Genomic DNA, 23,004 nt, shown 5'->3' on the forward strand with positions numbered 1-23,004 from the left:
TTTCAGCCTGTAGAATATCATCTTGCAGATTTAGCTTTATTGTTTTTAAATGTTTCTCCGCTTGAGAAATACTGTTTTCTCGCTCATTCCAATTATTAATTTGTAGCGCGATTAAAATACCAATCACGACTAGGATGATTTCACCAATGGCATATTTAAAATACTTGGTAGTTTTGCCTTCATTAAGAAGGTTTTTACGAATGTTTCTAAAAAATTTAATCATTTTAAAGCGTCTTAAGTTCAGTTTTTATATCCTGAATTAACCTATTCATTCTGGCATCGCTATTATCTATAAACTTGACTGCGATTTTTGTTGTTGTTACTTTATAAGCCAGCACATTCTGTATGAGTATTAAATTTTCTTCTTTGGATAGATTTTCAAACAAGGTGTCATCCAGAAATTCCAACGAAGAATTGAATTCCAGCACACTGTAATTTTGAACAAATTCATTTAAACTGGGGCTAATCACAATTAGATTTCTGTCAATAAGCTCAATCCACATTTCCTTATAAGTATTTAAGGTATTGTTATTAATTACATCACGATCTCTTTTTTGAATCTGATAATGTTGAAGGATTTGATTTTTAAGTGCCTGATTCGAGATTAGAGCGATATTTCCAGATGAGGTAAGATCTAAGAATGTAGCTTCATACGCACCATAGGTTCTTCCAACAGGAAGCGTACTAAGTAAAAACTTCACATCTTCTCTTTGATTGAAATCTACTTCAAACCGGTTGCTGATGTATTCAATAAGTTTATCTTCAAAAGATATATGGGATGTAATTGCATTGAGTTGCGTACTATTTTCTTGTTTTTGCAGCAATAAATCATCAAGAATAAACTTAAGATAAACAGCTTCTTGTGATCTTTGGGCTTTGCTTTCTTTGAAGTTATTGACCTGCAATGCGATCAAAATCCCGATAACCACTAAAATGATTTCGCCTATGGCGTAAAGCAGATATTTTCGTACATTATCTTCTTCAATCAGTTTTTTGCGGATTTTTCGAAAGAAATTAATCATCTCTTTTATGTTTGTTCACTTTTTTATTAATGAAATAAACAACCGTTAACAGAGCAGTAACTACCAGTGTACCTATAGCTTCAGCAGCGGTCATTTTTGACAGAAAGAAGATGATAATCCCTGAGGATAAAATCGGAACAGTAAAGCCCCCCGGAATTTTAAATTCGCCGGGTTTTGATTTTTTTGTAAACCGCAGTTTGATGACCGCCAGTGAAACACCCAGGTATTGTAATAAAATTCCGCCGGTGGCGATTACAGCCAGCGTTTCAAAACTTCCTAAAGCTGCAATGATAAAACCTACTGCAGCGTAGGTAAGGATAGCCAAATGGGGTGTTTTAAATTTGGAATGAACAGAGCCAAACGCCTTCACCGGAATCACCCGGTCTCTGGACAAGGCATATAAAATGCGGGGCATGTTCAGTATGGCGCCACTCAGGTAGCCAAACATGGAGACCGCCGCACCCGCAGTTAAAATTATAAATCCGGTATTGCCAAAAATAGCTTTGGCTGTTTCTGCCAGTGGTGCTTTTTGGTCTGCCAATGCATCACCCAGTACGCCCTGAGCAACCAGTTGTATGAGGATATAGATGATCAATACAGCGGTGATTCCTATAAAAATGGATTTCGGAATGTTTTTATTGGGTTTCTTTACTTCGCCGCTTACATTCAGGCCTGTTTCACCGCCAATGAAAGCAAAAAACAGTATGAGGGAAGTCGCTCCCAGCTGTTCAAAACCGGGTAATGTTTCAATGGATATATTGGCCATGGAAACTTTGGGTAACCCTAAAACAATGAGTAATAGCAGCGGGAGGATTTTGGCAATGACTAAAAATTTGATCAGGCCAACCCCTTGCTTGACGCCTAAAATATTAATAAAAGCCAATCCAAAGAAAACAACAAAAAGAAATAACACCCTCACAACTTCAGACTCAAAGACCGGAAAAGCTGCAGCTAAAATATTGACAAGCGCGTTTGAAACTGCGGCATCGGCCAATAAAACTGCGGCGAGGTATAAGTTTCCGGATAAAAAACCGGCATAGTTGCCAAAAGCCGTTTCAATATAGGTATAAAGTCCCCCTGTGGTGGTTATTTTACTTCCCGCTTCGGCAAAACAGAGCATAATCAAGGCAATCAAAATGCCGCAAACCAAATAGGCAAAAACCCCTGAAGCCCCCATAGCAGAGGCCACAATGGCCGGTAACACAAAAATTCCCGAACCGATAATGACATTGATAATGTTTGATGACAGCCCAAAAACTCCTATGGTGCGGAGCAGGTTTTCCTGTTTATTGATTTTCATATGATTTTTTTGGTTGGATTATATTTATTTGAAATCAATCAATATGAAGATCAATAAATAATATTGTCCAGAATTTGATCTAGATAGCGTTCTTTTTTACACAATATAGTATCAGCTAAATAGACTTCAAATATTTCTTTTCTAAAGGTAATCAGCTCTATGGCACCAAAATGGTGGAAGCCGATCGCTCGTTCTATTTTCTTTAAACTTTTTTTCTTTTTGTCTCCTTTAAATTCATCATAGATTTTGTCAAATGTTTCCTGAGAGGTTTTTGACTGTATCAGTTCGATTTCTTCAGGTGTTTCTTCTCCATCTGCTTTGGCACATAAAAGCATGATGTAGATTTTCAGTTCTTCTTTTGTCCAGTTTTTGTGATTGTTTTTCATAGGGTGAAAATGTTATTTTATTGAAATATAGTGATATATTTTTTAAGTGATTTTTTGATGCTTATATCTTAAAACTGAAAGTATATAAATTGCTCACCACTTCCCTGTGCAATCAAAAGCAGGAATACCATCATTGCCCATCCTGTTGCAAACAACCAGACCGGTAGATTTTCAGCGACCATTTTTACAGTATGTCGTCGCATATACCAATGGGTGAAAAATAATAGGGCAGTCAGAATAAATACCTTAAGCAAGTCAAAATATTCCAATAGTAATAAACCGTCAGGATTTAAAAACAACATGGATTCAATCATGTTTTTTGCGGTACTAAATTCGTTTGCACGAAAGAAAACCCAGGTAAAATTGATACAGGTGAAGGTAAAAAACGCAAAAAAGATTCCGTTCCAAAAGGTAATTTTTACGGGTACTTTGTGTTTCAAGGCTTTTTCGATGACCAGATAGATACCATGTAAAGCGCCCCAAACCACAAAGGTCCAGGCGGCGCCGTGCCAAAGGCCTCCCAGCAGCATGGTAATCATCAGAGCAGCATACATTCTGGTTACCCCAAACCGGTTTCCGCCCAGTGGGATGTATAAATAATCGCGCAGCCAGGTAGAGAGTGAAATGTGCCAGCGTTTCCAGAAGTCTGAAAACCCAATGGCACCATAAGGGTATAAAAAGTTATGCGGCAGGATCATGCCCAGCATCATCGCAATACCAATGGCGCAAGTAGAGTAGCCTGCAAAGTCAAAGAAAATCTGCCCAGAGAACGCCAGCGTTCCCGCCCAGGCATCCCAGAAGTTCAAGGCTTCTGTGGCTCCAAATACGGCATCAGAAGTGTCAGCCAACAGGGTGTCTGCCAAAACTACTTTTTGAAAAAGTCCCAGAGTCAATAAAAAAAGACCCCAGATAAATTGTTTGGCAGTCGCTTTCTTTTCTTCATAAAACTGGGAAATTAACTCTTTAGCCCTTACAATTGGACCGGCAACCAACTGGGGGAAGAAGGTAACATAAAGTGCAAAGTCTAAAAAAGTTTTAGCTCGTTCAGTTTTTTGATTATACATGTCTATAGTATAAGACATGGTTTGAAACGTATAAAACGAAATACCCATAGGTAAAAGAATGTCCAGGGGTTGGGTTTGATAGCCATAGCCATAGGTGTCTGCAACAGCTGTAAAATTATCCAATAAGAAATCGCGGTATTTAAAAAACGCTAAAAAACCAAGGTTGACTACTAAACTGAGCAACAACCACAATTTTCGTTTACGCAGGTTTTGCTCAACCGCCAATTTATTGCCGGCGGTCCAGTCTACCATCGTTGAAATCCAGAGTAAAATTACCAAAGGCGGATTCCAGAATCCGTAAAAAACATAACTGGCCAGTAATAACATTCTTTTTTTACCTGTCCAATTAAAGATTTTGGTATAGTAAAGCACTAACACTACAACCAAAAACACAAAGAAACTTAGTGAGTTGAATAACATGATTAGTTGGTTTTTAGATTAGTGATGAGGTTTTCTTCCAAAAGTACTTCAACCAGATTTCTGGTAAAGTTATCGGCATCGGTGGCAGATAAGTGCGACCATTCAATGGTTTTAAAGTTTTTGAGTTTATCATAATCCTGATAATGAATGGCTGGTGCATTCGCTTTGGCAACCAGTTCGTCCCAAAACTCAGCCCGGGGTGTTATCATGCTTTCCAATTCATCAAAAAAACCATCAGAGGGTGAACGCAGTAAAATGACTTTACCGCCACGGGCTTCAAATTTTTCCAGGTTTTTTAAGAAAAATTCTATAGTTCCTTCTTTGTCGGGTGGTGGTGGTTTAGGTTCAGAAGTAAGCATCGATTTCCAAACAGCCATGATAGAATTGGCAAATGCAGTATCGGTGACCATGCGTTCTTTCATACGCACATTTCTATACAAATCAATATCCTGAAACCTTCTAAAAGGGGGTTCTTTTGGATTCGTAGTACGGTGGGGTAATTCGATGGTATTTAACAATGCTTTTAAATTGATGTCGTCATACCAAGCCTCATCATCATTTGAAATGAATGCCAATGAATTTTGGATAGGAATCGATAACACAAAATTGAGGCGTTGTGCATAGGTTCGGTTTTTATAAAACTCAGACCTGGACGATGCCCTAAACCAAGGCGGGGCTTGCTCATAGGTGGTAGAAAAAAATAAAGGTGGAGTGACCCCAACAATTACGGTTCCTTTAAAATTGGTGTTTTCAACAATGTCATGAAAAGTAGGCAGGGGTGTGGATCCTGCATTGGCAAGTTGAATGGGTTTGGTTCCTGTTAAGGCCTCCCATTCATGCACTTGAATATCAAAAAGCACACGGGATGACCCGATAAGAACCACATCATTTTCTGTTGCTTTTTCTACTTTAGCACGTGTTTTCGCCCAAAGGTATTTGTCATCGTCCAAATCGGGAAAATACCCCTGAGAGCGCCAGTAAAGTTCCCAGACGGTAATGCTTATCAAACTTAAGACCACCGTGAGGATTAGGGTTTGTTTTAGTTTCATTGGTTGGTTAATTAGTTGGTTATGATAAAATTATATAATTTTTGTTTACAAAAAACTCAGCCACCAGAATTTCTGGTTATTCTTTTTAAATTTCCAATACCATTTACAAACAGGGTATAAACTTACCACCACAAACAGCCAGATCAGGTAAACCACACCCAGAGAAAAACCGTACCCTTGCAATTCGGTAACAAAGCCAATCCATACATCAATGATCATTAGTTTTGGGTCATAGCCACTTAGATATACCGCCAGTACAGCCAACAGGTGGATCCAGTATATATGGATGATGTAAAAGAACATGGGTACTTTACCGAATAGTACCATCACTTCAAACATTTTTCCTTTAAATCTCTCTGCCAGTGAAAGGACAATCAGGGATGTCCCCAGTGTGATTAACAAAAACAAGAGCGAAGGCGGGTATTTGGTTACATTGAAAAAAGAGAGTACTGTTTTTACAAAATCATCATATGAGGTCCAGGGTACCAAATCGCCATAGACATTTGCAAAGCGCAAGACAAAAAATATGAGAGTGGCAGTAATACCGGTGTATATTAAAACCCGGTGTCGTTTAGCGGCCTCAAATCCGGGTTTATATAAGTTGCCTAAATAATAGCCCAGCGGCATGACAAAAATCCAGGGAATGAGTGGATACGCATTTATGATGTTACTACTTTCAGTGAGTGGAATCGGTCCTCTTATGTGTAGCAGGTTCCAAAAATCACCCAATTGCCCACCTGTGAATCCATCAAATGCATTGTGTCCAAAAATCACGAGCAGACATAGCGGTATCATTATCTTTTTTGGGACATGAATAAACAACGCCAGAAACAGCATCGATGCACCTAAGAGCCAGATGACCTGAAAGACAATAGCATTAAAATTGAACTGGAACCGCCAGCCAAAGGATATGATGACAATCTCCACAAAAATTAACCACAAACCGCGTTTTAAAAGCCATTTGCTAACTGCATTTTTACCGATTTTTTGTTCCACGAAAAAGGCAGAAGTACCGGCCAGCAACACAAATACCGGTGCACAAAAATGGGTAATAAAGCGCGTAAAAAAGATCCAGAAGTTTGTTTGGTCAATATCAGTAGGGTCAAAATAAAAGTAGTCATAATGAAAATAGGCCCGCACGTGGTCTAAAGCCATTAAGACAATGACGAGGCCTTTTAAAAAATCTACAGACTGAATGCGGTTGGTTTTTAAAGTCATATAGTTCTAAATTTTTTAATCAATTCTTCAGCATTGAAAGTTTTGGTATTGGTGAATTTTTTGAATAAGTTCCTTGCCAACCTGCATATTTCCAGAAGCCATTTTCTTTTAAAAATAGGGCTGTGTATAAAAATTCGGCAACATATTCTCCGTCAAAATAGGCTTTAGATCTTCCGTTGATAATGCCGAACTCGCCATGGATTCTTATTTTTTGATCAAAGAATTCGAAAGTGGCCTTTTCCAATAGTTTAAGTTGGTCAATGTCTACAAATAATTCCTCCTGCGCCTGCCTGCTACCATCTGTATCAATGGTTAAATAATTATCAGAAACATCTGTTTTAAAATAGTCATAGTCATTTGAAAATGTTGTGTTTGCCCACATTTCGGAGAAAGCATATTCCAGCTCTTTTGTTGTTGTGTCGGGATCCGTTTTTTGGGCAAATAGGCTATTCATACATATGAAAGCTATTATAAAACAAACTATTGATCCTTTCATTTTGACATGATTTTATTCATTATTAGTTCACTTCGGCATCCGCAAGTTGCTTGGTATCCACAAATTGTTGAAAAGCAGTTATTTTCCCATCTTTAAGTGTCCAAAGATGTGCCACTTGCGCATCTATGGATTTACCGGTTTTTTTGTATTTTCCGGTATAGCGAAGTGTAGCCAGTACTTTGTCATTGCTCATTTCATGCAGTTCAATATTATTAAGTTTAAAATTCTCCCATTCGGCACCCACACGTGCAAAAACGCCATTTAAAACGGCATCCGGACCGATGTATGGGTTGCCGTCTGCATAGGCATTGCCTTCGGCTTCATTCCAGACAATGTTTGCATCCATGGCGCCTAAGACTGCGGGAATATCGCCGGCTGAAAAGGCTTTGTAGAGGCCGTCAATAATAGCAGTATTTTGATTGACCATATTTTCCTGACCAAAAGCGGTAAATGTTACTAGAATTACTAGAAGTGGAACGAGTTGTTTTTTAATTGTTTTCATAATTTATTTTTTAAAGTTGTTATTAAATATTTTTTTTAACCATTAACCATTAACCATTAACCAAACCTTTAGTTTTTCAATACGATTCGAAAGCGAGCTTTCCCAGATTTTAAATGTTCAATTGCTTCATTCACCTTTTCCATGGGAAATTCTTCAGTAATCGGGTAGATGTCATGGCGAACGCAGAATTCCAGCATGGTTTTGGTAAGCGCGGGACTTCCGAGCGGACTTCCTGTAACTGATTTTTCTCCCATAAGTAATGTAAATGCCGGAATAGCCAGGGGTTCCAATACGGCTCCCACATTATGAAATTTTCCTTTTGGAGCGAGAGCGACCAAATAAGCATTCCAGTCCAGGGTGACATTGGTAGTATTCAGGATAAAATTTAAAGTGCCGGCGATTTTCTCCAATTCTTCGGGGTTTGTTGAATCAACCACTTTGGTTGCTCCCATGGCTAAAATAGATTCTTTCTTGCTTGGATTAGAGCTAAATGCAACGACCTCACATCCCCATTTGTTAAGGAACTTGAGTGCCATATGTCCCAAGCCTCCAATACCGATGACTCCTACTTTGTCTGTCGCTTTTACGCCTGCCAATATAATGGGGTTGAAAACAGTAATTCCACCACAAAGCAGCGGGCCTGCTTTAGCCAGGTTGATTCCTTCCGGTAATGGAATGGCCCAAGACCAATGACTACGCACATAATCTGCAAAGCCGCCATGGCGGCCGCCTATAGTAAATTCTGCTGAGGAGCACAGATGATGGGAGCCGTCCATACACTCGTGACAGGACATACAGGAAGATGAGAACCAGCCCACACCCACTTGATCACCCACTTTTACATTTTTAACTGCAGTGCCGGTGGCGACCACTTCGCCGATAATTTCGTGCCCGGGAACAATGGGGTAGGTGGTCATACCCCAATCATTGTTCATCATACTCAGGTCTGAATGGCAAATCCCACAATTGATGATTTTAACATCGACTTGTTCAGGGCCAATAGGCCCCATTTCGTAAGAGAACGCTTCCAGTTCTTGATTAGGGCCTTGGGTTGCAAATGCTGATACTTTCATGATTTATTTAATTTTTTAATACTTGGTTTTATTTGTTTCGTTTATATTTTTTATGTTTTAATTACTTCCAGTTCTATTACAATCAGAAATTCGTGAAGTATGCGTTCATTTTCGTTCTACCAAAAGAATATTAGAAAAAGGTTCTTTATAAATTTGCTTTGTGTTGTCCTCCGTCAACACACAGACACGTTCCTGTAACCCAGCTTGCACAAGGCGAAACCAAAAAGGCAGCTACGTTTCCTACTTCCTCCGGAGTTCCCAGTCTTCCGGATGGAATGGAATTGAGTGCCCAGTCGTATAAAGGTGGATTTTCGGTTTTTGTCAATTCCCAAAGACCTCCCGGAAACTCTATTGATCCGGGTGCAATTGTATTTACTCTGATGTTTTTCGGCGCAAGTTGAATAGCCATTGTTTTAGAATAACTGATAATAGCGGCTTTTGCTGCCGCATAGGCAGGAGGGGAGCCGGCTTCAAGACCCGATCCGGATGAAATAAACAAGATATTGCCACTGCCGGATTCTATCATCCAGGGAATGACCTTTCTTGTTGCTCTCACGCTGCCCAGTAAATCAATGTTGATACAAGTTTCCCAGTCACTGTATTCATCACCGAGGCTTAACGCTGAGACATTATTGACTAAAATATCAACCTGTCCAAACGTATCCTTTACTGCATCCAAAAAAGCATCAAATTGTTTTGTGTTGCCAATATCACAAGTCTGAGCAAAAACGTTTATACCTTTTTTAATGAGTTCTTTTTCAGTAGCTTGAAGTGAGTCCTTGCCACGTGCACAAATAGCCACATTAGCGCCTTCTTCTGCAAGTTTCATGGCAATGCTTTTCCCTATTCCTTTACTAGCTCCTGTAATGAGTGCATTTTTTCCTTTTAATCCTAAATTCATAATTTTTTAGAGTTTTTAGGATTGTTTATTTTTATGCACTTCCATCTCTATCTCAACTAAAAACTCGGGGAGTGCGAGTTCTTTGACACACAGCCAGGTGCCGGTAGGAAAGTGGTTTTTATAGATTTCAGTTCTGTAACCGGAAACTTCCAAAAACTTAGGCATATTGGTAGTAAAGACATCTTCTTTAACCACATCATCAAAGGTGCAGTTGAAGTGGTTCAGTATTTTTTCCAAATCGGAATAGCAGTTTTTCATTTGCTGTTCCATATCACCCACCGCGATGGGATTGCCTTCATCGTCCATACTCACAGCACCGGATATTTTTATATCGTTTCCAATCTTTACGGCGTGTGAATAGCCGTATGCTTTTTCAATTTCGGGACGGAGGTTAAAGTATTTGGGTTTTTGGTTTGATGGTTCCATAATTAATAATTGTTTAAAGTTTCTTTTACAGGTCTGAATTGTGCGCCTAAATCGTTTTTTGCCAAATCGTTTTTATATACAATTTGTGGATTGTTTTTAGGTTCGTGATGGTTAAGCATCTCATGAATATCTGATACTTTGTAGGTCTCACTGGTCAATAGATAATCCTTTCCGTGCAAACCGGGTGTTGTGGCTGCTTTGAACGTGGCATTAGCCACATCGGCAACGTCCACCACCGTGAAGGCCACATCATTGTCATAGAGGGTTTGGAAAAAAGCATCAGGAGCAATTTTATTTTTAATGAGAAACTGCACACCGGTAGAGGTTGAATCTTCCCGCTTTGATAATGATTTTCCCATCACCATTACAGGGGATACGGTTGTGATTTCAAAATGTGGTTGCGGATTGTTCTCAATAAATTTTTCCACTACCTGATGGGCTATATATTTCGCTTGCGCATAAGGATGGCTTTGCTCGCTGAAGAACCGTTTGTCATTTTCGTCAAAAGTATCAGTATCCTTTTTTTCACCGGCAGGCATTGGAAAATCTGTATTCCAGGCTGCTACAGAGGCGATAAAAACTACTTTTTCAATACCGGGGGTTTCATTCATAACTTCGAGAAAATTTTCTGTGCCTTTGATTGTGGGGTCAAACAACTCTTTTTGAGGGTTTTCAACATTGAGTTGAAAAGGGGTGCCGGAGTGTATGACAAGGTCACAGTCCTTTACAAAATCTTTTAAGGCGTCTTTGTTTTCTACATTGAGTTCACTGATGTAAAGATTCTCAGTATTGTTAAGCGCCATCAAATGCTCATATTTGTCTTCTCGTGTAATATCAGTCGTGGAGACTTTGACCTCAAAACCGTTTTTTAAAAATTGCTTGGTTATGTAGCTTCCAATAAAGCCTGATCCACCTATGATTCCTACTTTTTTCATTCGATTGCCCGGGATGCCCGGTGATTTTGGTTTTTTTAATGTTTCTTCCGACCCTTTTAATTGAAAAATATAAGATAAAGAGGTTTCTTAATTTAAAAAAACAGGTAGCCGGCAGTAGTTTTGCTAATTGTCCAATAACCATTAAACATGAAAAACCAATTGTTGGCTACTGCCGGAATTCTATATGCAGAAAATCTACCTGATTTTTTATTCTTCTGTATCTTCAGATTTGGCTGATTGAGCTGCAGCTTTTCTTTCCATTTCCTGAAGTTCCAAAACTATTTCTGTGGGGTCCCAATAACCATAAGTGGTTACAATTTTACCATCAACAAAGCGATAAGTAAGATGTATCGGCATATCGATGACTTTACCACTTTCTTTTAATGTACCTTGCCAATCCAACCAGGCATTTACCCAAGTGTGTCCTTCATCAGTGACAACCATTTCATATTCCTGGTCTTCCTCTAAAAATTTTCTGGAACTGTAATTAGCATCATTTCCTTGATGGTATTCCACTAGTTTGTCCACCGTAAGAAAATCGGTTTTTGTATTGAAATAGGTTTTGCTTGTATCTGCAAAATCAGTCATGCCATAGTTTTTTTCATTATAATCTTGAATCACTTTTTTGACAATATCAATTTCAGGTGATTGTTGTGTGTAGCGTGTCTCTTTTTGATCACAGGCTGTAAAGAGGACTATTGCAAGTCCTAATAAAATTAGTTGTTTCATAATGTTGGTTTTTAATTAGTTATTCCTTAAAGTTGATTATTTCGCCATCTTTGAATGTCCAGATGTGTTGAAATTTTGTGGTGACGCCATCGCATTCTGTGGGTTGGCGGCCGGAGACCATTCCGGTGACGATAACCTTACTTTCTTCTATTTCCCGGAACACCAGATTCTGGAATGAAATACCCCGCCACTCATTTTTTATGATTGCAGAAAGTGTAATGGTGTACCTTTCATTCACATCTTTAGCGCTTTTATCTTCCTCCCAATTTAGTGTTGGGGTCATAGCTGCAAAATCCTTTGAAGTAGTACTGTTATTTTCCAAGGCATCATAGAGGTGTTTTACAACTTCTAGATTGTCGGCCTTTTGCCCTTGCACAGAAGGTATTGCCATCCATGCAAGGATAAAGGTCATTGTATATAGTACTATTGATTTCGACAACATACTTATAAAATCTCAGAGGGTTTATTTTTTTGCCGGTGAATAGGACAATTCGGGCTGCATATTTCCCACTGTGTGCTCTAGTTTTGTTATGTACTGAGATAGTTCATTCCAAAGTTTCATTCCCTCTTCACCCAAAAGCTGTCTGTTTGCCTCTGCCTGTTTTTCAAATTCCAATGCGCTTTCAGCTGCTCTTGCCACCATTACATAGGATTCTTCATTTCCAAAACCACTGAAATAAACCCGATAATGGAGTTTTGAGCCTTTTTTAGTATAGAGGTCCTTAAATTTTTCGGCTATTTCAGCTATTTTCTGGCGATCGCGGGCCCTATGGTACATCACCAAATTATTTCTGTAATTTTTCCCTTCCGGCATAGTGTTTATTCCGTTGGGCATATAGGAAAGGTTGGAGATAAGAGTGATGATATAGTCATTGTGATGATCATAATGTTTATCAAATTCTTCAAAAATTCCAGCAAATTTATCATCACCCAGTTTTGCACGTGTTTTGGGCATAAACTCTTTTCCTAAATCTTCCCAACCGCTCACGGGGGCAATGCTTATCACTCTGTTGTCATTAGTCCATAGTACATTCCATCCTTCTTCTTCCTGATTTTCCTTGGCGTGTGAAGCCAGACTTTTTGAAATATTTTCATAAGCCTTTGAACTTGAAGGATACACGTGATCCACATGGATTCTATAAAACTGGTTTTGTGCACTTAAAAATGATGTACTGAGAACCAGTATCAACAATGCTTTAAAAATTTTGTTAGTTGTTTTCATAATGTGAGGTTTTTAGTTACTTAATTCAGTGTTTAATGTGTAGATGTATGACCATGCATCATCGACAGCTGCATCCCATTTTTCACCCATCTCATCTGCTTTTTTCTTGCCTACGGCATTTTCATAGATTTTCCATGGGCTGTCTCTTGTGATGTCCATTTGAGCAAACCCACTGTAAGGAGTAGAAACCATATAGTCTGCTGCATCAGTTGCGCCACCCATATAGTTATACCAAATGCCCCTTTGAGTACCTTCTTTGGCTTTTATGGCATTGCTTACAGCACCAATTATTTCTCTAAAAACAGTACCGTCATTGACTCTGAAAAAAGTGACCCAAACCAGTTTTGTGTCTTCGGGCATTGTTCTACTGAAATCTGGCATGGAACGGGCGATGTTGTAATTTACTTTTTCAACGTGTGGCATGATAAAATTTAATACTGTTGTATAACAGTCTTTACTGGCAGGGTCTTCTTTGTCCATTTCTGCCCAGTTTGCCATCACTCCGGTCATCACATAGACAGTACCTTCACCTTGCACTCTGCGCCACAAGCTCCAGCCTTCTTTTCCGTCGTTTTCAAGGTAGCATTCTTTCCATTTTTTAACACCCTCCATAAACTGGGCGTGGTGTCCTTGTTTGACTGTAATTTCACTTACTGATAAAAGGATGCTCTCATTGTTTTGTGCAGAGAGCATACTGATGCTAAAAACTGCTATGATTACTGTGGTAATCATCATTTTGATTGTTTTCATAATAAAAGTTATTTAGTTGGTTAATAAAGAGTTATTAATACTACTAAATAATTGATAATCAATTAAGATAAAAAGGGGGTTAGGACGAAAGAGGTGTTTTTTTGTCCAAAGGCTTGGGATTAATTATCCAAACGAATACATACTTAAATGGTTTGTAACCTGTTGAGTAGCTCTTCTTTTAAAGCTTTACTCACCGGGATGGCTTTTTTGCCTATCACAATATGACTCGTTGCAATTTCCTGAATTTGAGACACATTAACGATAAAGGAGCGGTGTACCCTGATGAAGTGTTTTTTAGGTAATTTTTCATCCATATCCTTAAGGGTCGTTGCTAACAAATATTGTTTATCCTTTGAATGAATGCGGCAGTAATTGCGCTCTGCTTCAATATAGAGAATGTCTTTTATTATTACTTTCACCATTTTTTCATGATGGCGAACAAAAATAGCATCACTCAACACAAAAGCCTCTCCTGATTGAAGTTCAGAAATTGAGTTTTCAATTTTTTCAGACTGAATGTGGGTGATGGTTAGCTCGATAGCACGTTGTAAATCGAGTTTTTTGAAGGGCTTTGAAATGAATGCAAAGGGATGGGTGCCTTTCGCTTTCGAAAAATGATCATCATCTGCATTGGCTGTTAAATAGATCACCGGAATATCACGTTCCTGGTGGATTAACCTCACTGTTTCTATGCCGTCCAGCTCTCCTTTTAACTGAATGTCCATTAAGACGATATCGGGTTTGTTTTGCTTGACATGCTCCAATGCTTCCTCACCCCGGGGAATGATGCCCGTGACCTCATAACCCAAAGCTGAAAGCTGCAACGAAATATTGGCAGCAATAATCATTTCATCCTCTACAATCAATATTTTAACAGGGTGTTCCATTACGCGGCTGTTTTTATTTTAAATTGAAATTCAACCGTTGTGCCCTTTTCTACTTTTTCAAGCATCGTGCCATTGAGTTGTTGTGTTAATAACTGAATCAATTGGGAACCAAACCCGGTTCCTTTAGGTGACAAACCATTTATTTTACCCACCCCGTTATCTGCAACTTTTAAAGTAAGTGTTTCCGGAGTGGATTTTGACAAGCTTATTTGAATGGTTCCGTTTCTGTTTTCAGGAAAGGCATACTTTAAGGCGTTTGTAAGCAGTTCGTTGACAATTAGTCCAATAGGTACCGCAGTGTCCACATCCAACTCCAGGTTGTCCATGGCGCATTCAATTTTTATTTTATCTTCAGTGTTGAAGGTGTCAAGAATGCCTTCTCCCAAATTTAGGAAATAATCCTTCATCTCGATACTGCCCAGATTTTCCCCCTGATACAGTTTCTGATGAATGATGCCCATGGATTGTACCCTGTTTTGACTGGCCATCATCGCATCCTTGGTCGCAGAGTCTTCCATTTGGGCCGATTGCAGCGAAATCAAGCTTTTTACCAATTCCAGATTGTTTTTTACCCGGTGATGGATTTCTTTGAGGAGCAGTTCATTTTGGTTGTTCTTAATATTGAGTTCTTTATTGGCGAGTGCCAATTTTAAATTACTGGTTTGCTTTAATCTAAAATTTCGATAGAAAAGAGCAAGAGTTAGTATGCTTAAGCCCAATAAAATTAATAGAAGTGTTTGTTGATTTTGTTTTTGACTTAAAGATTTTTCTTGGGCATTCAGGCCTAGTTGTAATTCATTTTCGCGCAAACTGCGTTCATTTTTCTCTTTTTCTACTTGCAGCAATTCGGTGTAATATTGGTCCTGGTATGCCAGGGCATTTTCATAATCGCCCATTTCTTTGTAGGTATCCGACATAGATTTTAAGAGCGCATTTGAATAATACTCATCATTCATTGCCTGGTAAAGCTCATAGGCCTTTTTATAATTAACAAGTGCAGCGTTAAAATTTTTGGTGTGATAGTCAACATCGGCGATCAGGGAAAAGAAATGGGGGTAAAAGGTGGTGTTTTGAAAACCATAAGTCTCTATGATATCCATACCCTGTAAAATATTTTGACGGGCTTCCTCATATTTCTTACCGTAAACCCCTTCGCCGTCAGCAAGTGCCTGCTGAGTCAGGTCATAGCTGCTCATATTGTTATACCATATATGAGCCATGGGTTTTTTATATTCCTCAAGAAGTTTTTTCAAACGATCGTAATAAAAATTGGTGGAGTCCCTGTTTTTACCAGTATGTTGAAACACAAGCTGGGCATAAATCATATACAGCTCAGTCGAATATTTGTCCAGCCCGGCTTTTTCATAGTACTGAAGACTGCTGTGTAATTTTTCAATAGAAAGTTGTTTTTCTTCAGGCAAGCCATATTTGCTATAAAAAAGGCCTTTGTGCAGATCAATTTTTGCCTGTGTCTCAGGTTGTTTATTGGTTTCCAATATAGAGATTGCTTTTGTAAACAGATCCAGCGCTGCCGGTCGGTCGCCAATTGCCATTTTTATGTCTGACCAATAGGTTAAATAATCAAAATGGAGCATACTGTTGTCCTCCTTTTCCTTGTTAAAATCTTTTACCTTATTCCATTCAATTTCGGTTAAAGAATCTTGTTTTGACAGTGAAAGAACTCGATTACTATTCTTCATTTTTTTTAGTTGAAGACTAAAAATTTGTGTTTTGTGAAGTGGTTCTTTGATATCTAATATATCCAGCGCTTTATTTGCATAAAAAAGCGAACTGTCTGCGTTGTATTGAGGCATATTTGTGAACCAAGAAGCTTTTTCAGTATAGGTTTTGCTCAGTTCAAGAGCCGCTTTTGGGCTACTGCTTTTGAGTGTATTACTTTGTGAAAATCCGCCTAAATACAGTAGTAAAGCAGTACAGCCTATTAAGAACTTAATAAGGGAGTGTTTCATTGCCTTCCCGCTTTGATTACTTCTTTTATTGATTGTTTCCATCAGGCTGCTGCTTTGATTTTAAAATGAAACTCTACGGTGGTTCCTTTTTCTGTTTTTTCAATCATTTCCCCATTGAGTTGTTGTGTCAATAACTGAATTAACTGCGAACCAAAACCGGTTCCTTTGGGCGCCAAGCCGGTCACTTTGCCCACCCCATTGTCTGCAACCTTTAAGGTCAATGTTTCCGGGGTGGATTGTGACAAGCTTATTTGTATCGTTCCGTTTTTGTCTTCCGGGAAGGCATATTTTAAAGCATTAGTGAGTAGCTCATTCACAATCAATCCAATGGGCACAGCCGTGTCCACATCCAGCTCCAGGTTGTCCATGGCACATTCAATCTTAACTTTATCTTCAGCATTGAAGGTATCCAGGATGCCTTCACCCAAATTTAAGAAATAATCCTTCATTTCGATACTTCCTAAATTTTCTCCCTGATACAATTTCTGGTGAATAATACCCATCGATTGTACACGGTTTTGACTGGCCATCATGGCGTCTTTGGTGGCAGAGTCTTCCAGTTGTGCCGATTGCAGCGCAATCAAACTTTTTACCAATTCCAGGTTGTTTTTTACACGGTGATGAATTTCTTTGAGAAGCAATTCGTTTTGTTTGTTTTTGACATCCAGTTGCTCGTTTAAAGCCTGTAATTCACTGTTTCGCTTTTGGCGCTTTTTGTAGTAATAGAACAACCCAAAAAGAATAAAGGCCAGCAAGCCCACTAGTATGACATAAAGCGTTTGGGTTTTACTTTGTTGCGCAATTTTTTCCTTTTGATAATAGATGGTGGCATTTTTCTGCCCGGTTTCATATTTTGCCTGAAGTTCTCCTTCCAGGCTTTGAATCGCGCGGTCTTTAAGCTCTGTGTATGCCGTTGCATAGAGTTTGTTGTATTCCAGCGCATTTTTGTAATCACCCATATTTTCATAAATGGAAGAAACGTGCATATAATTTTCCCAAAGATTTCTCACCCTGCCTGTTTTTATAATAATATCTATCGCTTCAAGATTGTATGGGAGTGCTTCTTCATACCTGCCTTGCATTAAATACACATGACCAATATTTGCCAAAGAAGGAATGAGGTAGCGCTGCAGCCCCAGTTCTTTTGATTTATCAAAGTTGTATTGATAATTGGCAATGGCATTTTCATATTCACCCATATATTTATAAATGTTGCCCCGCCAGTTGATGGATGCCATCAAGGGAATGCCGGTTTCTCCCAGCTCATTATAAAGTTCAATGGAAGTATTGATACTGTTCAGTGCGTGAATCAGTTCATCACCTGAAAATAGTTGACTGTTAGCCTTATAGCGATAGGAGAGGGCAAGGTCTTCTTTTTCATTGAGTGTTTTTTGAATTTCAATGGCTTTATCACAAAACTCAATGCCTGTTGTATAGCGATTTTCATAATATAATAAATCACATAAGTGTGAATAGCATATTGCGATTCCTTTTGGGTGGTCTATTTTTTCAAAAATTTCCAAAGCCTTATAAGTCTCTTCAGTGGCTTTACCATACTCGGTCTGGAGGGAATAAATTGTTTTAAGGGCGAGATGGGTGTGGGCAAGTTTGGGTTCATTTTTTAAAGCACCATAGATATCTTTGGCTTTTAGTGTATATATCAGTGAGGAATCTAATTTCGAATACTCTCTGTGATAATGTGCCAGATACAAATAAGAACTGGCAAGACTTGTTGAGTCATTTGAAGTTTTGGCAATTTTGATTGCTTTCAGTGCATTGACACCCAGGGCGGTGGAGTCTTTATGAGAATTTATGTGGTTTTCAAGCCAATTTAATAGTGTAGTGAGTTCATCAGACTTTTGCGATTGCGAAAAGCCAGTGGAAATACCCAAGGAAAAAATAACCAGTGTCAGCAACTTTTTCATACGTCTTTTTAATACAATTAAAAATGACCCGGGGAAGTATAAATGTATTAAAAAAAGGTTGAAATGTTACTTTATATATAAAAAATATTACTTAATGGCGAGTGGTAACTATAAATATTGAATTTTGAAGTTAAATTATTTATTCTTATTAATTTCGTCAATCAATTTTCTATTAAGTTGTTGCTCACGTTCCAAAGCACGTTGACGATGTAGGTCAAATTCCTTTTCGAGCTCATCCAGTTTGGTTTTGGTTTCACGAGTAACCACGTTGCTGTTCTTGAATTTATAAATAAAGAAGAAGAGTATAACAGCCAGGAGGAGGATGATGCTCCAGACAATCCCGTTGTAGGTAGCTTTTGAAGTTTGTATGCCCAAAAACGAAATGTCATTTTCCCGTTGCTCTGCCCCGGCAAGTTTTTCATTGGTTTCCGTTAGACTCGCTTGGATCAGCCCCAGCTGGATTTGTTGCGACTCCAGTTCGCTCTGCATCTGTGCCAAAGCGTCTTTATAAACCGAGATACTGTCCAGAGTACTTTGTTTAAGGCTGTTTAAATCGATTCGTTTCACAACTTTAAATTCCTGGTAATTGTTGGAACTGTTGTAAACCTCATCAAATTGGTTTTCCAACGTATTCTCAGTTTGAGAAAAACCAAAGGATGCAATGAATAGAAAAATTAAAATTGACAATGTATTTTTATTTTTTTGAAACATTTTGGATTTAATTTAAAAAATAGTATTCCTAATACAACAACATTGTATAGGAATAATTGTGTTAAGAATGTTTTTTTATTCTTAAACAGCCACTTTTTGCTTCACATAAGAACATTGAAGCGCACCGGAGGGGCATTTTTTAACTTGAGCGACAATTTTCTCTGATTCGGCACCGTCCAGATCAATCCAAGGGATGACAGTGGTGCGAAAGACATCAGACAATCCTTGAGCGCACTTTTCGGCGTGAATACAAATCTTGGGGTCGTAAGTTACTTTAATTTCACCATTGGTGAATTCATTATCGTAGGTTTCCATTGCGGTTCATAATTTGGGGTTATGGACATAGTTAAAACACATAGGGATTAACAAATAAATAATAAAATATTGAAATTATCGGTGTAATTCACTTATTTTCGATAAAATGCAACTTATAAAAAGAATAATTGAATGTTATGTTTAACTCAAAGCCTTTTTATACGTGCTCAATGCGCGTTCCCTGGCAATTTTGTGGTTTACCATTTCATGGGGATAGGTATCAGTACCATATTCAGAAATCCATTTTTTAATGTAGGGTTTTTCTTTGTCAAACTTTTCTATCTGGGTCGTCGGGTTAAAAATCCTGAAATAGGGTGCCGCATCTACGCCACAACCGGCCACCCATTGCCAGTTGCCCACATTGGAGGCCATTTCATAATCGAGTAGTTTTTCAGCGAAATAAGCCTCGCCCCACCGCCAGTCTATTAAAAGGTGTTTACACAGAAAACTGCCCACGAGCATCCGCACGCGGTTGTGCATCCACCCGGTTTTATTGAGTTGGCGCATCCCCGCATCTACGAGAGGGAATCCGGTGGTGCCGGTTTTCCATTTTTCAAATTCATCTTCGTTGTTGCGCCACACGATGTGGTCATATTTTTTCTTGAAGGCTTTGGTTTGGGTTTCGGGAAAGTGATATAAGATCTGCATAAAAAACTCCCGCCAGATGAGTTCGTTCCAAAAGGTTTCATTTTTTTCAGCAATCGCCTTTTCAACCACCTGTCTTATCCCCAACGTACCAAAACGCAGGTGCGGACTCAAGCGCGAAGTTTCATCCTGAGCGGGGAAGTTTCGGTTTTTTTCATAATTTCTAATCATCGATGCGCTCAGGTCATAGTCCGGCACTTTGATTGTTGACTTTTCAAAACCCAGGTCACTCAGAGATAGGTTGGGCAAACGCGAATGCTCGATACAATTCTTTAAGAGGTCTTTTGTTTCATACACCTTTAGCGATTGCTCTTTAAACCGCTCTTTCCACTTTTTCATATAGGGTGTATAGACCAGATATGGTGTGCCATCTTCTTTTACGACCTCATCTTTCTCAAAAATTACCTGATCTTTAAAGGTGTAAAAACCGATGTCCTTATCAGAAAGAAAACCTTTTATTTCCTTGTCTCGTTTTAGAGCATATGGCTCATAATCGTGATTGGTGATGACGTTTTGAACCGGAAAATCTTTGGTGATTTGCTTAAATACCTCCAAAGGTTTTCCGTGATAGGTTGCGATACTGCTTCCGCAGATATTCTGCAGGTCTTCCCGCAACTTTTGAAGTGTCTCAAAGATAAACGTTACACGAGCATCGTCTTTGGGAAGCTGATCCAGGATTTCGCTGTCAAAGATAAAAACAGGCAGCACGGGAAAAGTTCCGTTCAGGGCTTTATATAAACCCAAATTGTCGTCCAGCCGTAAATCCCTTCTAAACCAGAATATATTTACTTTTTGGTCACTCATTTTATATTTTTAAAGTAGACATTCCGCCATCAACCCCGAATACCTGACCGGTAATCCAGCTGCTTTCTTCACTCAGCAGGAAGTGGGCCATCGCGGCGATGTCTTTTGACTCGCCCACACGCTTGAGCGGGTGCCTGTCTGCCGCGTTTTCTTTTTTACGTTCATCACCCAACAGCCGTTCTGCCAGTGGCGTATCAGTTAAAGAAGGTGCAATCACATTGCATCTTATTTTTGGGGCATATTCTGCCGCAAATGCTTTGGCAAAACCTTCAATTGCTCCTTTGGAAGCACTCACGCTGGTGTGAAAAGGCATCCCCATTTTAACGGCAACAGTACTGAACAGGACAATGCTTGCATCTTCCGTTTTTAAAAGCCGGGGGAGGACCCCTTTTAAGGCCCTTACCATCGCCATAAAGTTAAGCTGAAAATCTTCTTCAAAGGTTTCATTGCGTAGATTTTTAAAGGGGCGCAGGTTGATGCTCCCAGGGCAATAAACAAATCCGTGGAGTTCGTCAGGCAGTTCTATTTCAGAAATATCATCTTGGGTAGCATCAAAAGTGATGTGTTTGATCTTTTCAGAATCAAAACCGTCAGTGCTGCGGGAAGAGACGAAGACCTTATTGTTTTTTGCCAGTGTTTCTGAGAGGGTTTTCCCGATACCATAGGAACCTCCAATTAAAAGAATATTTTTTATCATTATTTAAGGTTTGTATTCACCGAAGAGTTCGATGAGTTTGTTTTTTCTGTATTCAAATATTTCGTTGAGTTTGGGTTTTACCAAAAAGGGATGCACTATTTGGCCTAATATTCCCATTGGTAATTTATAATCCACAATGTCTTCCATTTCCACCCCACCGGGGATTTCCTTTATAAAGTGTTTGTGATGCCAGAGTGCATAGGGTCCAAAGCGCTGTTCATCCACGAAATACTCTTTGTGTTTGACGTGTGTAATTTCTGTAACCCATTTGGTTTTGATACCCATCACGGGCGTCACGATGTATTGAATGATTTGCCCGGGATACATTGGCCGGTCTGCGCCGGAAAGGATGTTGAAGCCCATATAATCCGGTGTGATGGTTTTCAGGTTTGCCGGACCGGATAAAAACTCCCAGGCTGTGTCTAATGTGATTGGTAAACTTTGTTTACTGTGTAAAGTGTAAATTTTCATGTTCGTTTGAATAAAAGCAAAAGTACTAAGTTTAAGTGTTTAATAATTATAAATATAAGTTAAACAACTTTAATTCTATTTAAGGTTTTCTTAACACAGAAAAGAGTGATTATTAAGTATCTTGGATGCCACTATTAACACAATAAAAAAAACAAATCGAAATGAAAAAGATTACATTATTATTTACACTGCTGTTTGCCGGGTTACTTTCTTATGCTCAACTTGAAACTCCAGCAGCGAGTCCGTTTTCAAAAATGGAACAAACGGTAGGCTTAACTGAAGTGACAGTTGAGTATTCCAGACCTAGTATGAAAGGAAGAACTATTTTTGGTGATTTGGTTCCTTACAACAAATTGTGGCGCACTGGCGCTAATGCACGTACCAAAATTTCCTTTAGCAATGACGTTACAATCAATGGTGAAAACCTTGACAAAGGAACCTATGCTATTTTTACCATTCCAGGACAAAACAAATGGGAGATAATTTTATACACAGAGCATCAAGGTAATGGAGCTCCGAGAGAACTTGATGACAGTAAGGTTGCTGCACGCTTTTCTGTAACACCCATCACAACCACAATGGCGAGAGAAACATTTACTATTGAAATAGGAAACCTTTCCAATGCCGGAGCGACACTTTTTATGTTTTGGGATAAAGTTATGGTGCCTGTGAATTTTACAGTACCTACAGACCAGCAGGTTATGGCAAGTATAGAACGCGCCATGGGAGGCCCATCGGCGGGAGATTATTATGCTGCTGCTGTGTATTATTATGATGAAGGCAAGGATATGTCAAAAGCAAAAGAATGGATTGACAAGTCAATGGCCGGAAATGAGAATCCACCGTTCTGGCAACTGCGTCAAAAATCACTTATTTATGCAAAAGCCGGTGATAAAAAAGGTGCTATTGCAGCAGCACAACAATCTTTAGCGGCGGCCCAAAAGGCCGGTAATGCTGATTATGTAAAAATGAATCAGGATTCACTTAAAGAATGGGGTACTAACTAGTACAAAATTTTATACTTAAATTATAAACTCCTGATCTTCATCAGGAGTTTCTGTTTTATTTTATTACATTTGCTTGTCC

26 protein-coding genes are annotated in these 23,004 nt (G+C 38.9%); 1 reads left to right on the plus strand and 25 read right to left on the minus strand.

Features of this window, described 5'->3' with window-relative positions:
• The 25 genes from IEV69_RS10850 to IEV69_RS10970 form a co-directional block, all read right to left on the minus strand.
• Positions 1-223, minus strand: a 223-nt coding sequence (locus tag IEV69_RS10850; RefSeq protein WP_229741435.1) for a DUF6090 family protein, incomplete at its 3' end; no start/stop codon positions are given.
• Position 224: 1 nt separating this feature from the next.
• On the minus strand, positions 225-1,022 hold the full coding sequence (locus tag IEV69_RS10855) for a hypothetical protein (protein ID WP_188442362.1): 798 nt from the start codon (positions 1,020-1,022) through the stop codon (positions 225-227).
• Entirely contained in the window at positions 1,015-2,322 is a 1,308-nt protein-coding gene (locus IEV69_RS10860; protein WP_229741436.1) for an APC family permease, read from the minus strand. The genes IEV69_RS10855 and IEV69_RS10860 overlap by 8 nt, the downstream gene beginning before the upstream one ends.
• Positions 2,323-2,372: 50 nt before the next feature.
• Entirely contained in the window at positions 2,373-2,708 is a 336-nt protein-coding gene (locus IEV69_RS10865) for a hypothetical protein (RefSeq protein ID WP_188442364.1), read from the minus strand.
• A gap of 68 nt (positions 2,709-2,776) precedes the next feature.
• Positions 2,777-4,192, minus strand: coding sequence for an MBOAT family O-acyltransferase (locus tag IEV69_RS10870; protein ID WP_188442366.1), 1,416 nt, complete (start codon positions 4,190-4,192; stop codon positions 2,777-2,779).
• Between the two features lie 2 nt (positions 4,193-4,194).
• Positions 4,195-5,241, minus strand: a complete 1,047-nt coding sequence (locus tag IEV69_RS10875; protein ID WP_188442368.1) for a hypothetical protein — start codon at positions 5,239-5,241, stop codon at positions 4,195-4,197.
• A 45-nt stretch (positions 5,242-5,286) separates the two neighbouring features.
• On the minus strand, positions 5,287-6,459 hold the full coding sequence (locus IEV69_RS10880) for an acetyltransferase domain-containing protein (RefSeq protein WP_188442370.1): 1,173 nt from the start codon (positions 6,457-6,459) through the stop codon (positions 5,287-5,289).
• A gap of 19 nt (positions 6,460-6,478) precedes the next feature.
• Complete coding sequence (locus tag IEV69_RS10885; RefSeq protein WP_188442372.1) at positions 6,479-6,913, minus strand: nuclear transport factor 2 family protein; 435 nt, start codon at positions 6,911-6,913, stop codon at positions 6,479-6,481.
• 64 nt (positions 6,914-6,977) lie between these two features.
• Complete coding sequence (locus tag IEV69_RS10890) at positions 6,978-7,457, minus strand: nuclear transport factor 2 family protein (protein WP_188442374.1); 480 nt, start codon at positions 7,455-7,457, stop codon at positions 6,978-6,980.
• Positions 7,458-7,525: 68 nt separating this feature from the next.
• Positions 7,526-8,530, minus strand: coding sequence for an NADPH-dependent aldehyde reductase Ahr (gene ahr / locus IEV69_RS10895; RefSeq protein WP_188442376.1), 1,005 nt, complete (start codon positions 8,528-8,530; stop codon positions 7,526-7,528).
• Positions 8,531-8,675: 145 nt separating this feature from the next.
• Entirely contained in the window at positions 8,676-9,431 is a 756-nt protein-coding gene (locus tag IEV69_RS10900) for an SDR family NAD(P)-dependent oxidoreductase (RefSeq protein WP_188442378.1), read from the minus strand.
• A 15-nt stretch (positions 9,432-9,446) separates the two neighbouring features.
• Positions 9,447-9,857: a RidA family protein gene (locus tag IEV69_RS10905; protein ID WP_188442380.1), complete on the minus strand. Its 411-nt coding sequence runs from the start codon at positions 9,855-9,857 to the stop codon at positions 9,447-9,449.
• A 2-nt stretch (positions 9,858-9,859) separates the two neighbouring features.
• Complete coding sequence (locus tag IEV69_RS10910) at positions 9,860-10,792, minus strand: NAD-dependent epimerase/dehydratase family protein (protein ID WP_188442382.1); 933 nt, start codon at positions 10,790-10,792, stop codon at positions 9,860-9,862.
• Between the two features lie 207 nt (positions 10,793-10,999).
• Positions 11,000-11,521: a nuclear transport factor 2 family protein gene (locus IEV69_RS10915; protein ID WP_188442384.1), complete on the minus strand. Its 522-nt coding sequence runs from the start codon at positions 11,519-11,521 to the stop codon at positions 11,000-11,002.
• Positions 11,522-11,540: 19 nt separating this feature from the next.
• Positions 11,541-11,933, minus strand: coding sequence for a hypothetical protein (locus IEV69_RS10920; RefSeq protein WP_188442386.1), 393 nt, complete (start codon positions 11,931-11,933; stop codon positions 11,541-11,543).
• A 51-nt stretch (positions 11,934-11,984) separates the two neighbouring features.
• On the minus strand, positions 11,985-12,743 hold the full coding sequence (locus tag IEV69_RS10925; RefSeq protein WP_188442388.1) for a hypothetical protein: 759 nt from the start codon (positions 12,741-12,743) through the stop codon (positions 11,985-11,987).
• Positions 12,744-12,755: 12 nt separating this feature from the next.
• Positions 12,756-13,493: a hypothetical protein gene (locus IEV69_RS10930; RefSeq protein WP_188442390.1), complete on the minus strand. Its 738-nt coding sequence runs from the start codon at positions 13,491-13,493 to the stop codon at positions 12,756-12,758.
• Positions 13,494-13,636: 143 nt separating this feature from the next.
• Positions 13,637-14,380, minus strand: a complete 744-nt coding sequence (locus IEV69_RS10935; RefSeq protein WP_188442392.1) for a LytR/AlgR family response regulator transcription factor — start codon at positions 14,378-14,380, stop codon at positions 13,637-13,639.
• Entirely contained in the window at positions 14,380-16,350 is a 1,971-nt protein-coding gene (locus IEV69_RS10940) for a histidine kinase dimerization/phosphoacceptor domain -containing protein (protein WP_229741437.1), read from the minus strand. Before IEV69_RS10940 ends, IEV69_RS10935 begins: the two co-directional genes overlap by 1 nt.
• 41 nt (positions 16,351-16,391) lie before the next feature.
• Positions 16,392-18,275, minus strand: coding sequence for a tetratricopeptide repeat-containing sensor histidine kinase (locus IEV69_RS10945; RefSeq protein WP_188442394.1), 1,884 nt, complete (start codon positions 18,273-18,275; stop codon positions 16,392-16,394).
• Between the two features lie 135 nt (positions 18,276-18,410).
• Positions 18,411-18,986, minus strand: a complete 576-nt coding sequence (locus IEV69_RS10950; protein WP_188442396.1) for a hypothetical protein — start codon at positions 18,984-18,986, stop codon at positions 18,411-18,413.
• Positions 18,987-19,067: 81 nt separating this feature from the next.
• The gene (locus IEV69_RS10955; RefSeq protein ID WP_188442398.1) at positions 19,068-19,301 is read right to left on the minus strand and encodes a (4Fe-4S)-binding protein; all 234 of its coding nucleotides are present in this window, start codon (positions 19,299-19,301) and stop codon (positions 19,068-19,070) included.
• A gap of 141 nt (positions 19,302-19,442) precedes the next feature.
• Positions 19,443-20,750: a cryptochrome/photolyase family protein gene (locus tag IEV69_RS10960; RefSeq protein WP_188442400.1), complete on the minus strand. Its 1,308-nt coding sequence runs from the start codon at positions 20,748-20,750 to the stop codon at positions 19,443-19,445.
• 1 nt (position 20,751) lies between these two features.
• Positions 20,752-21,447: an SDR family NAD(P)-dependent oxidoreductase gene (locus IEV69_RS10965; protein ID WP_188442403.1), complete on the minus strand. Its 696-nt coding sequence runs from the start codon at positions 21,445-21,447 to the stop codon at positions 20,752-20,754.
• A 3-nt stretch (positions 21,448-21,450) separates the two neighbouring features.
• Positions 21,451-21,918, minus strand: coding sequence for an SRPBCC family protein (locus IEV69_RS10970; protein ID WP_188442405.1), 468 nt, complete (start codon positions 21,916-21,918; stop codon positions 21,451-21,453).
• 161 nt (positions 21,919-22,079) lie between these two features.
• On the opposite strand from IEV69_RS10970, the gene IEV69_RS10975 reads away from it, so the two are divergent.
• Positions 22,080-22,925 carry a DUF2911 domain-containing protein gene (locus IEV69_RS10975; protein WP_188442407.1) on the plus strand — a complete coding sequence of 282 codons (846 nt, stop codon included), beginning with the start codon at positions 22,080-22,082 and terminating at the stop codon, positions 22,923-22,925.
• The last annotated feature ends 79 nt before the right edge of the window (positions 22,926-23,004 follow it).

Origin of the sequence: Planktosalinus lacus, from assembly GCF_014640155.1 — a bacterium.
Lineage (GTDB): Bacteria > Bacteroidota > Bacteroidia > Flavobacteriales > Flavobacteriaceae > Planktosalinus > Planktosalinus lacus.

Excerpts from the sequence above, each read along its gene's own strand:
- IEV69_RS10865 (WP_188442364.1), bottom strand. The coding sequence starts at position 2,708 with ATGAAAAACAATCACAAAAACTGGACAAAAGAAGAACTGAAAATCTAC.
- IEV69_RS10900 (WP_188442378.1), bottom strand. The coding sequence starts at position 9,431 with ATGAATTTAGGATTAAAAGGAAAAAATGCACTCATTACAGGAGCTAGT.
- IEV69_RS10920 (WP_188442386.1), bottom strand. The coding sequence starts at position 11,933 with ATGACCTTTATCCTTGCATGGATGGCAATACCTTCTGTGCAAGGGCAA.
- IEV69_RS10975 (WP_188442407.1), top strand. The coding sequence starts at position 22,080 with ATGAAAAAGATTACATTATTATTTACACTGCTGTTTGCCGGGTTACTT.
- IEV69_RS10870 (WP_188442366.1), bottom strand. The coding sequence starts at position 4,192 with ATGTTATTCAACTCACTAAGTTTCTTTGTGTTTTTGGTTGTAGTGTTA.
- IEV69_RS10905 (WP_188442380.1), bottom strand. The coding sequence starts at position 9,857 with ATGGAACCATCAAACCAAAAACCCAAATACTTTAACCTCCGTCCCGAA.
- IEV69_RS10930 (WP_188442390.1), bottom strand. The coding sequence starts at position 13,493 with ATGAAAACAATCAAAATGATGATTACCACAGTAATCATAGCAGTTTTT.
- IEV69_RS10970 (WP_188442405.1), bottom strand. The coding sequence starts at position 21,918 with ATGAAAATTTACACTTTACACAGTAAACAAAGTTTACCAATCACATTA.
- IEV69_RS10935 (WP_188442392.1), bottom strand. The coding sequence starts at position 14,380 with ATGGAACACCCTGTTAAAATATTGATTGTAGAGGATGAAATGATTATT.
- IEV69_RS10860 (WP_229741436.1), bottom strand. The coding sequence starts at position 2,322 with ATGAAAATCAATAAACAGGAAAACCTGCTCCGCACCATAGGAGTTTTT.
- IEV69_RS10925 (WP_188442388.1), bottom strand. The coding sequence starts at position 12,743 with ATGAAAACAACTAACAAAATTTTTAAAGCATTGTTGATACTGGTTCTC.
- IEV69_RS10945 (WP_188442394.1), bottom strand. The coding sequence starts at position 18,275 with ATGAAAAAGTTGCTGACACTGGTTATTTTTTCCTTGGGTATTTCCACT.
- IEV69_RS10940 (WP_229741437.1), bottom strand. The coding sequence starts at position 16,350 with ATGAAACACTCCCTTATTAAGTTCTTAATAGGCTGTACTGCTTTACTA.
- IEV69_RS10915 (WP_188442384.1), bottom strand. The coding sequence starts at position 11,521 with ATGAAACAACTAATTTTATTAGGACTTGCAATAGTCCTCTTTACAGCC.
- IEV69_RS10855 (WP_188442362.1), bottom strand. The coding sequence starts at position 1,022 with ATGATTAATTTCTTTCGAAAAATCCGCAAAAAACTGATTGAAGAAGAT.
- ahr (WP_188442376.1), bottom strand. The coding sequence starts at position 8,530 with ATGAAAGTATCAGCATTTGCAACCCAAGGCCCTAATCAAGAACTGGAA.
- IEV69_RS10875 (WP_188442368.1), bottom strand. The coding sequence starts at position 5,241 with ATGAAACTAAAACAAACCCTAATCCTCACGGTGGTCTTAAGTTTGATA.
- IEV69_RS10950 (WP_188442396.1), bottom strand. The coding sequence starts at position 18,986 with ATGTTTCAAAAAAATAAAAATACATTGTCAATTTTAATTTTTCTATTC.
- IEV69_RS10885 (WP_188442372.1), bottom strand. The coding sequence starts at position 6,913 with ATGAATAGCCTATTTGCCCAAAAAACGGATCCCGACACAACAACAAAA.
- IEV69_RS10880 (WP_188442370.1), bottom strand. The coding sequence starts at position 6,459 with ATGACTTTAAAAACCAACCGCATTCAGTCTGTAGATTTTTTAAAAGGC.
- IEV69_RS10960 (WP_188442400.1), bottom strand. The coding sequence starts at position 20,750 with ATGAGTGACCAAAAAGTAAATATATTCTGGTTTAGAAGGGATTTACGG.
- IEV69_RS10955 (WP_188442398.1), bottom strand. The coding sequence starts at position 19,301 with ATGGAAACCTACGATAATGAATTCACCAATGGTGAAATTAAAGTAACT.
- IEV69_RS10890 (WP_188442374.1), bottom strand. The coding sequence starts at position 7,457 with ATGAAAACAATTAAAAAACAACTCGTTCCACTTCTAGTAATTCTAGTA.
- IEV69_RS10965 (WP_188442403.1), bottom strand. The coding sequence starts at position 21,447 with ATGATAAAAAATATTCTTTTAATTGGAGGTTCCTATGGTATCGGGAAA.
- IEV69_RS10910 (WP_188442382.1), bottom strand. The coding sequence starts at position 10,792 with ATGAAAAAAGTAGGAATCATAGGTGGATCAGGCTTTATTGGAAGCTAC.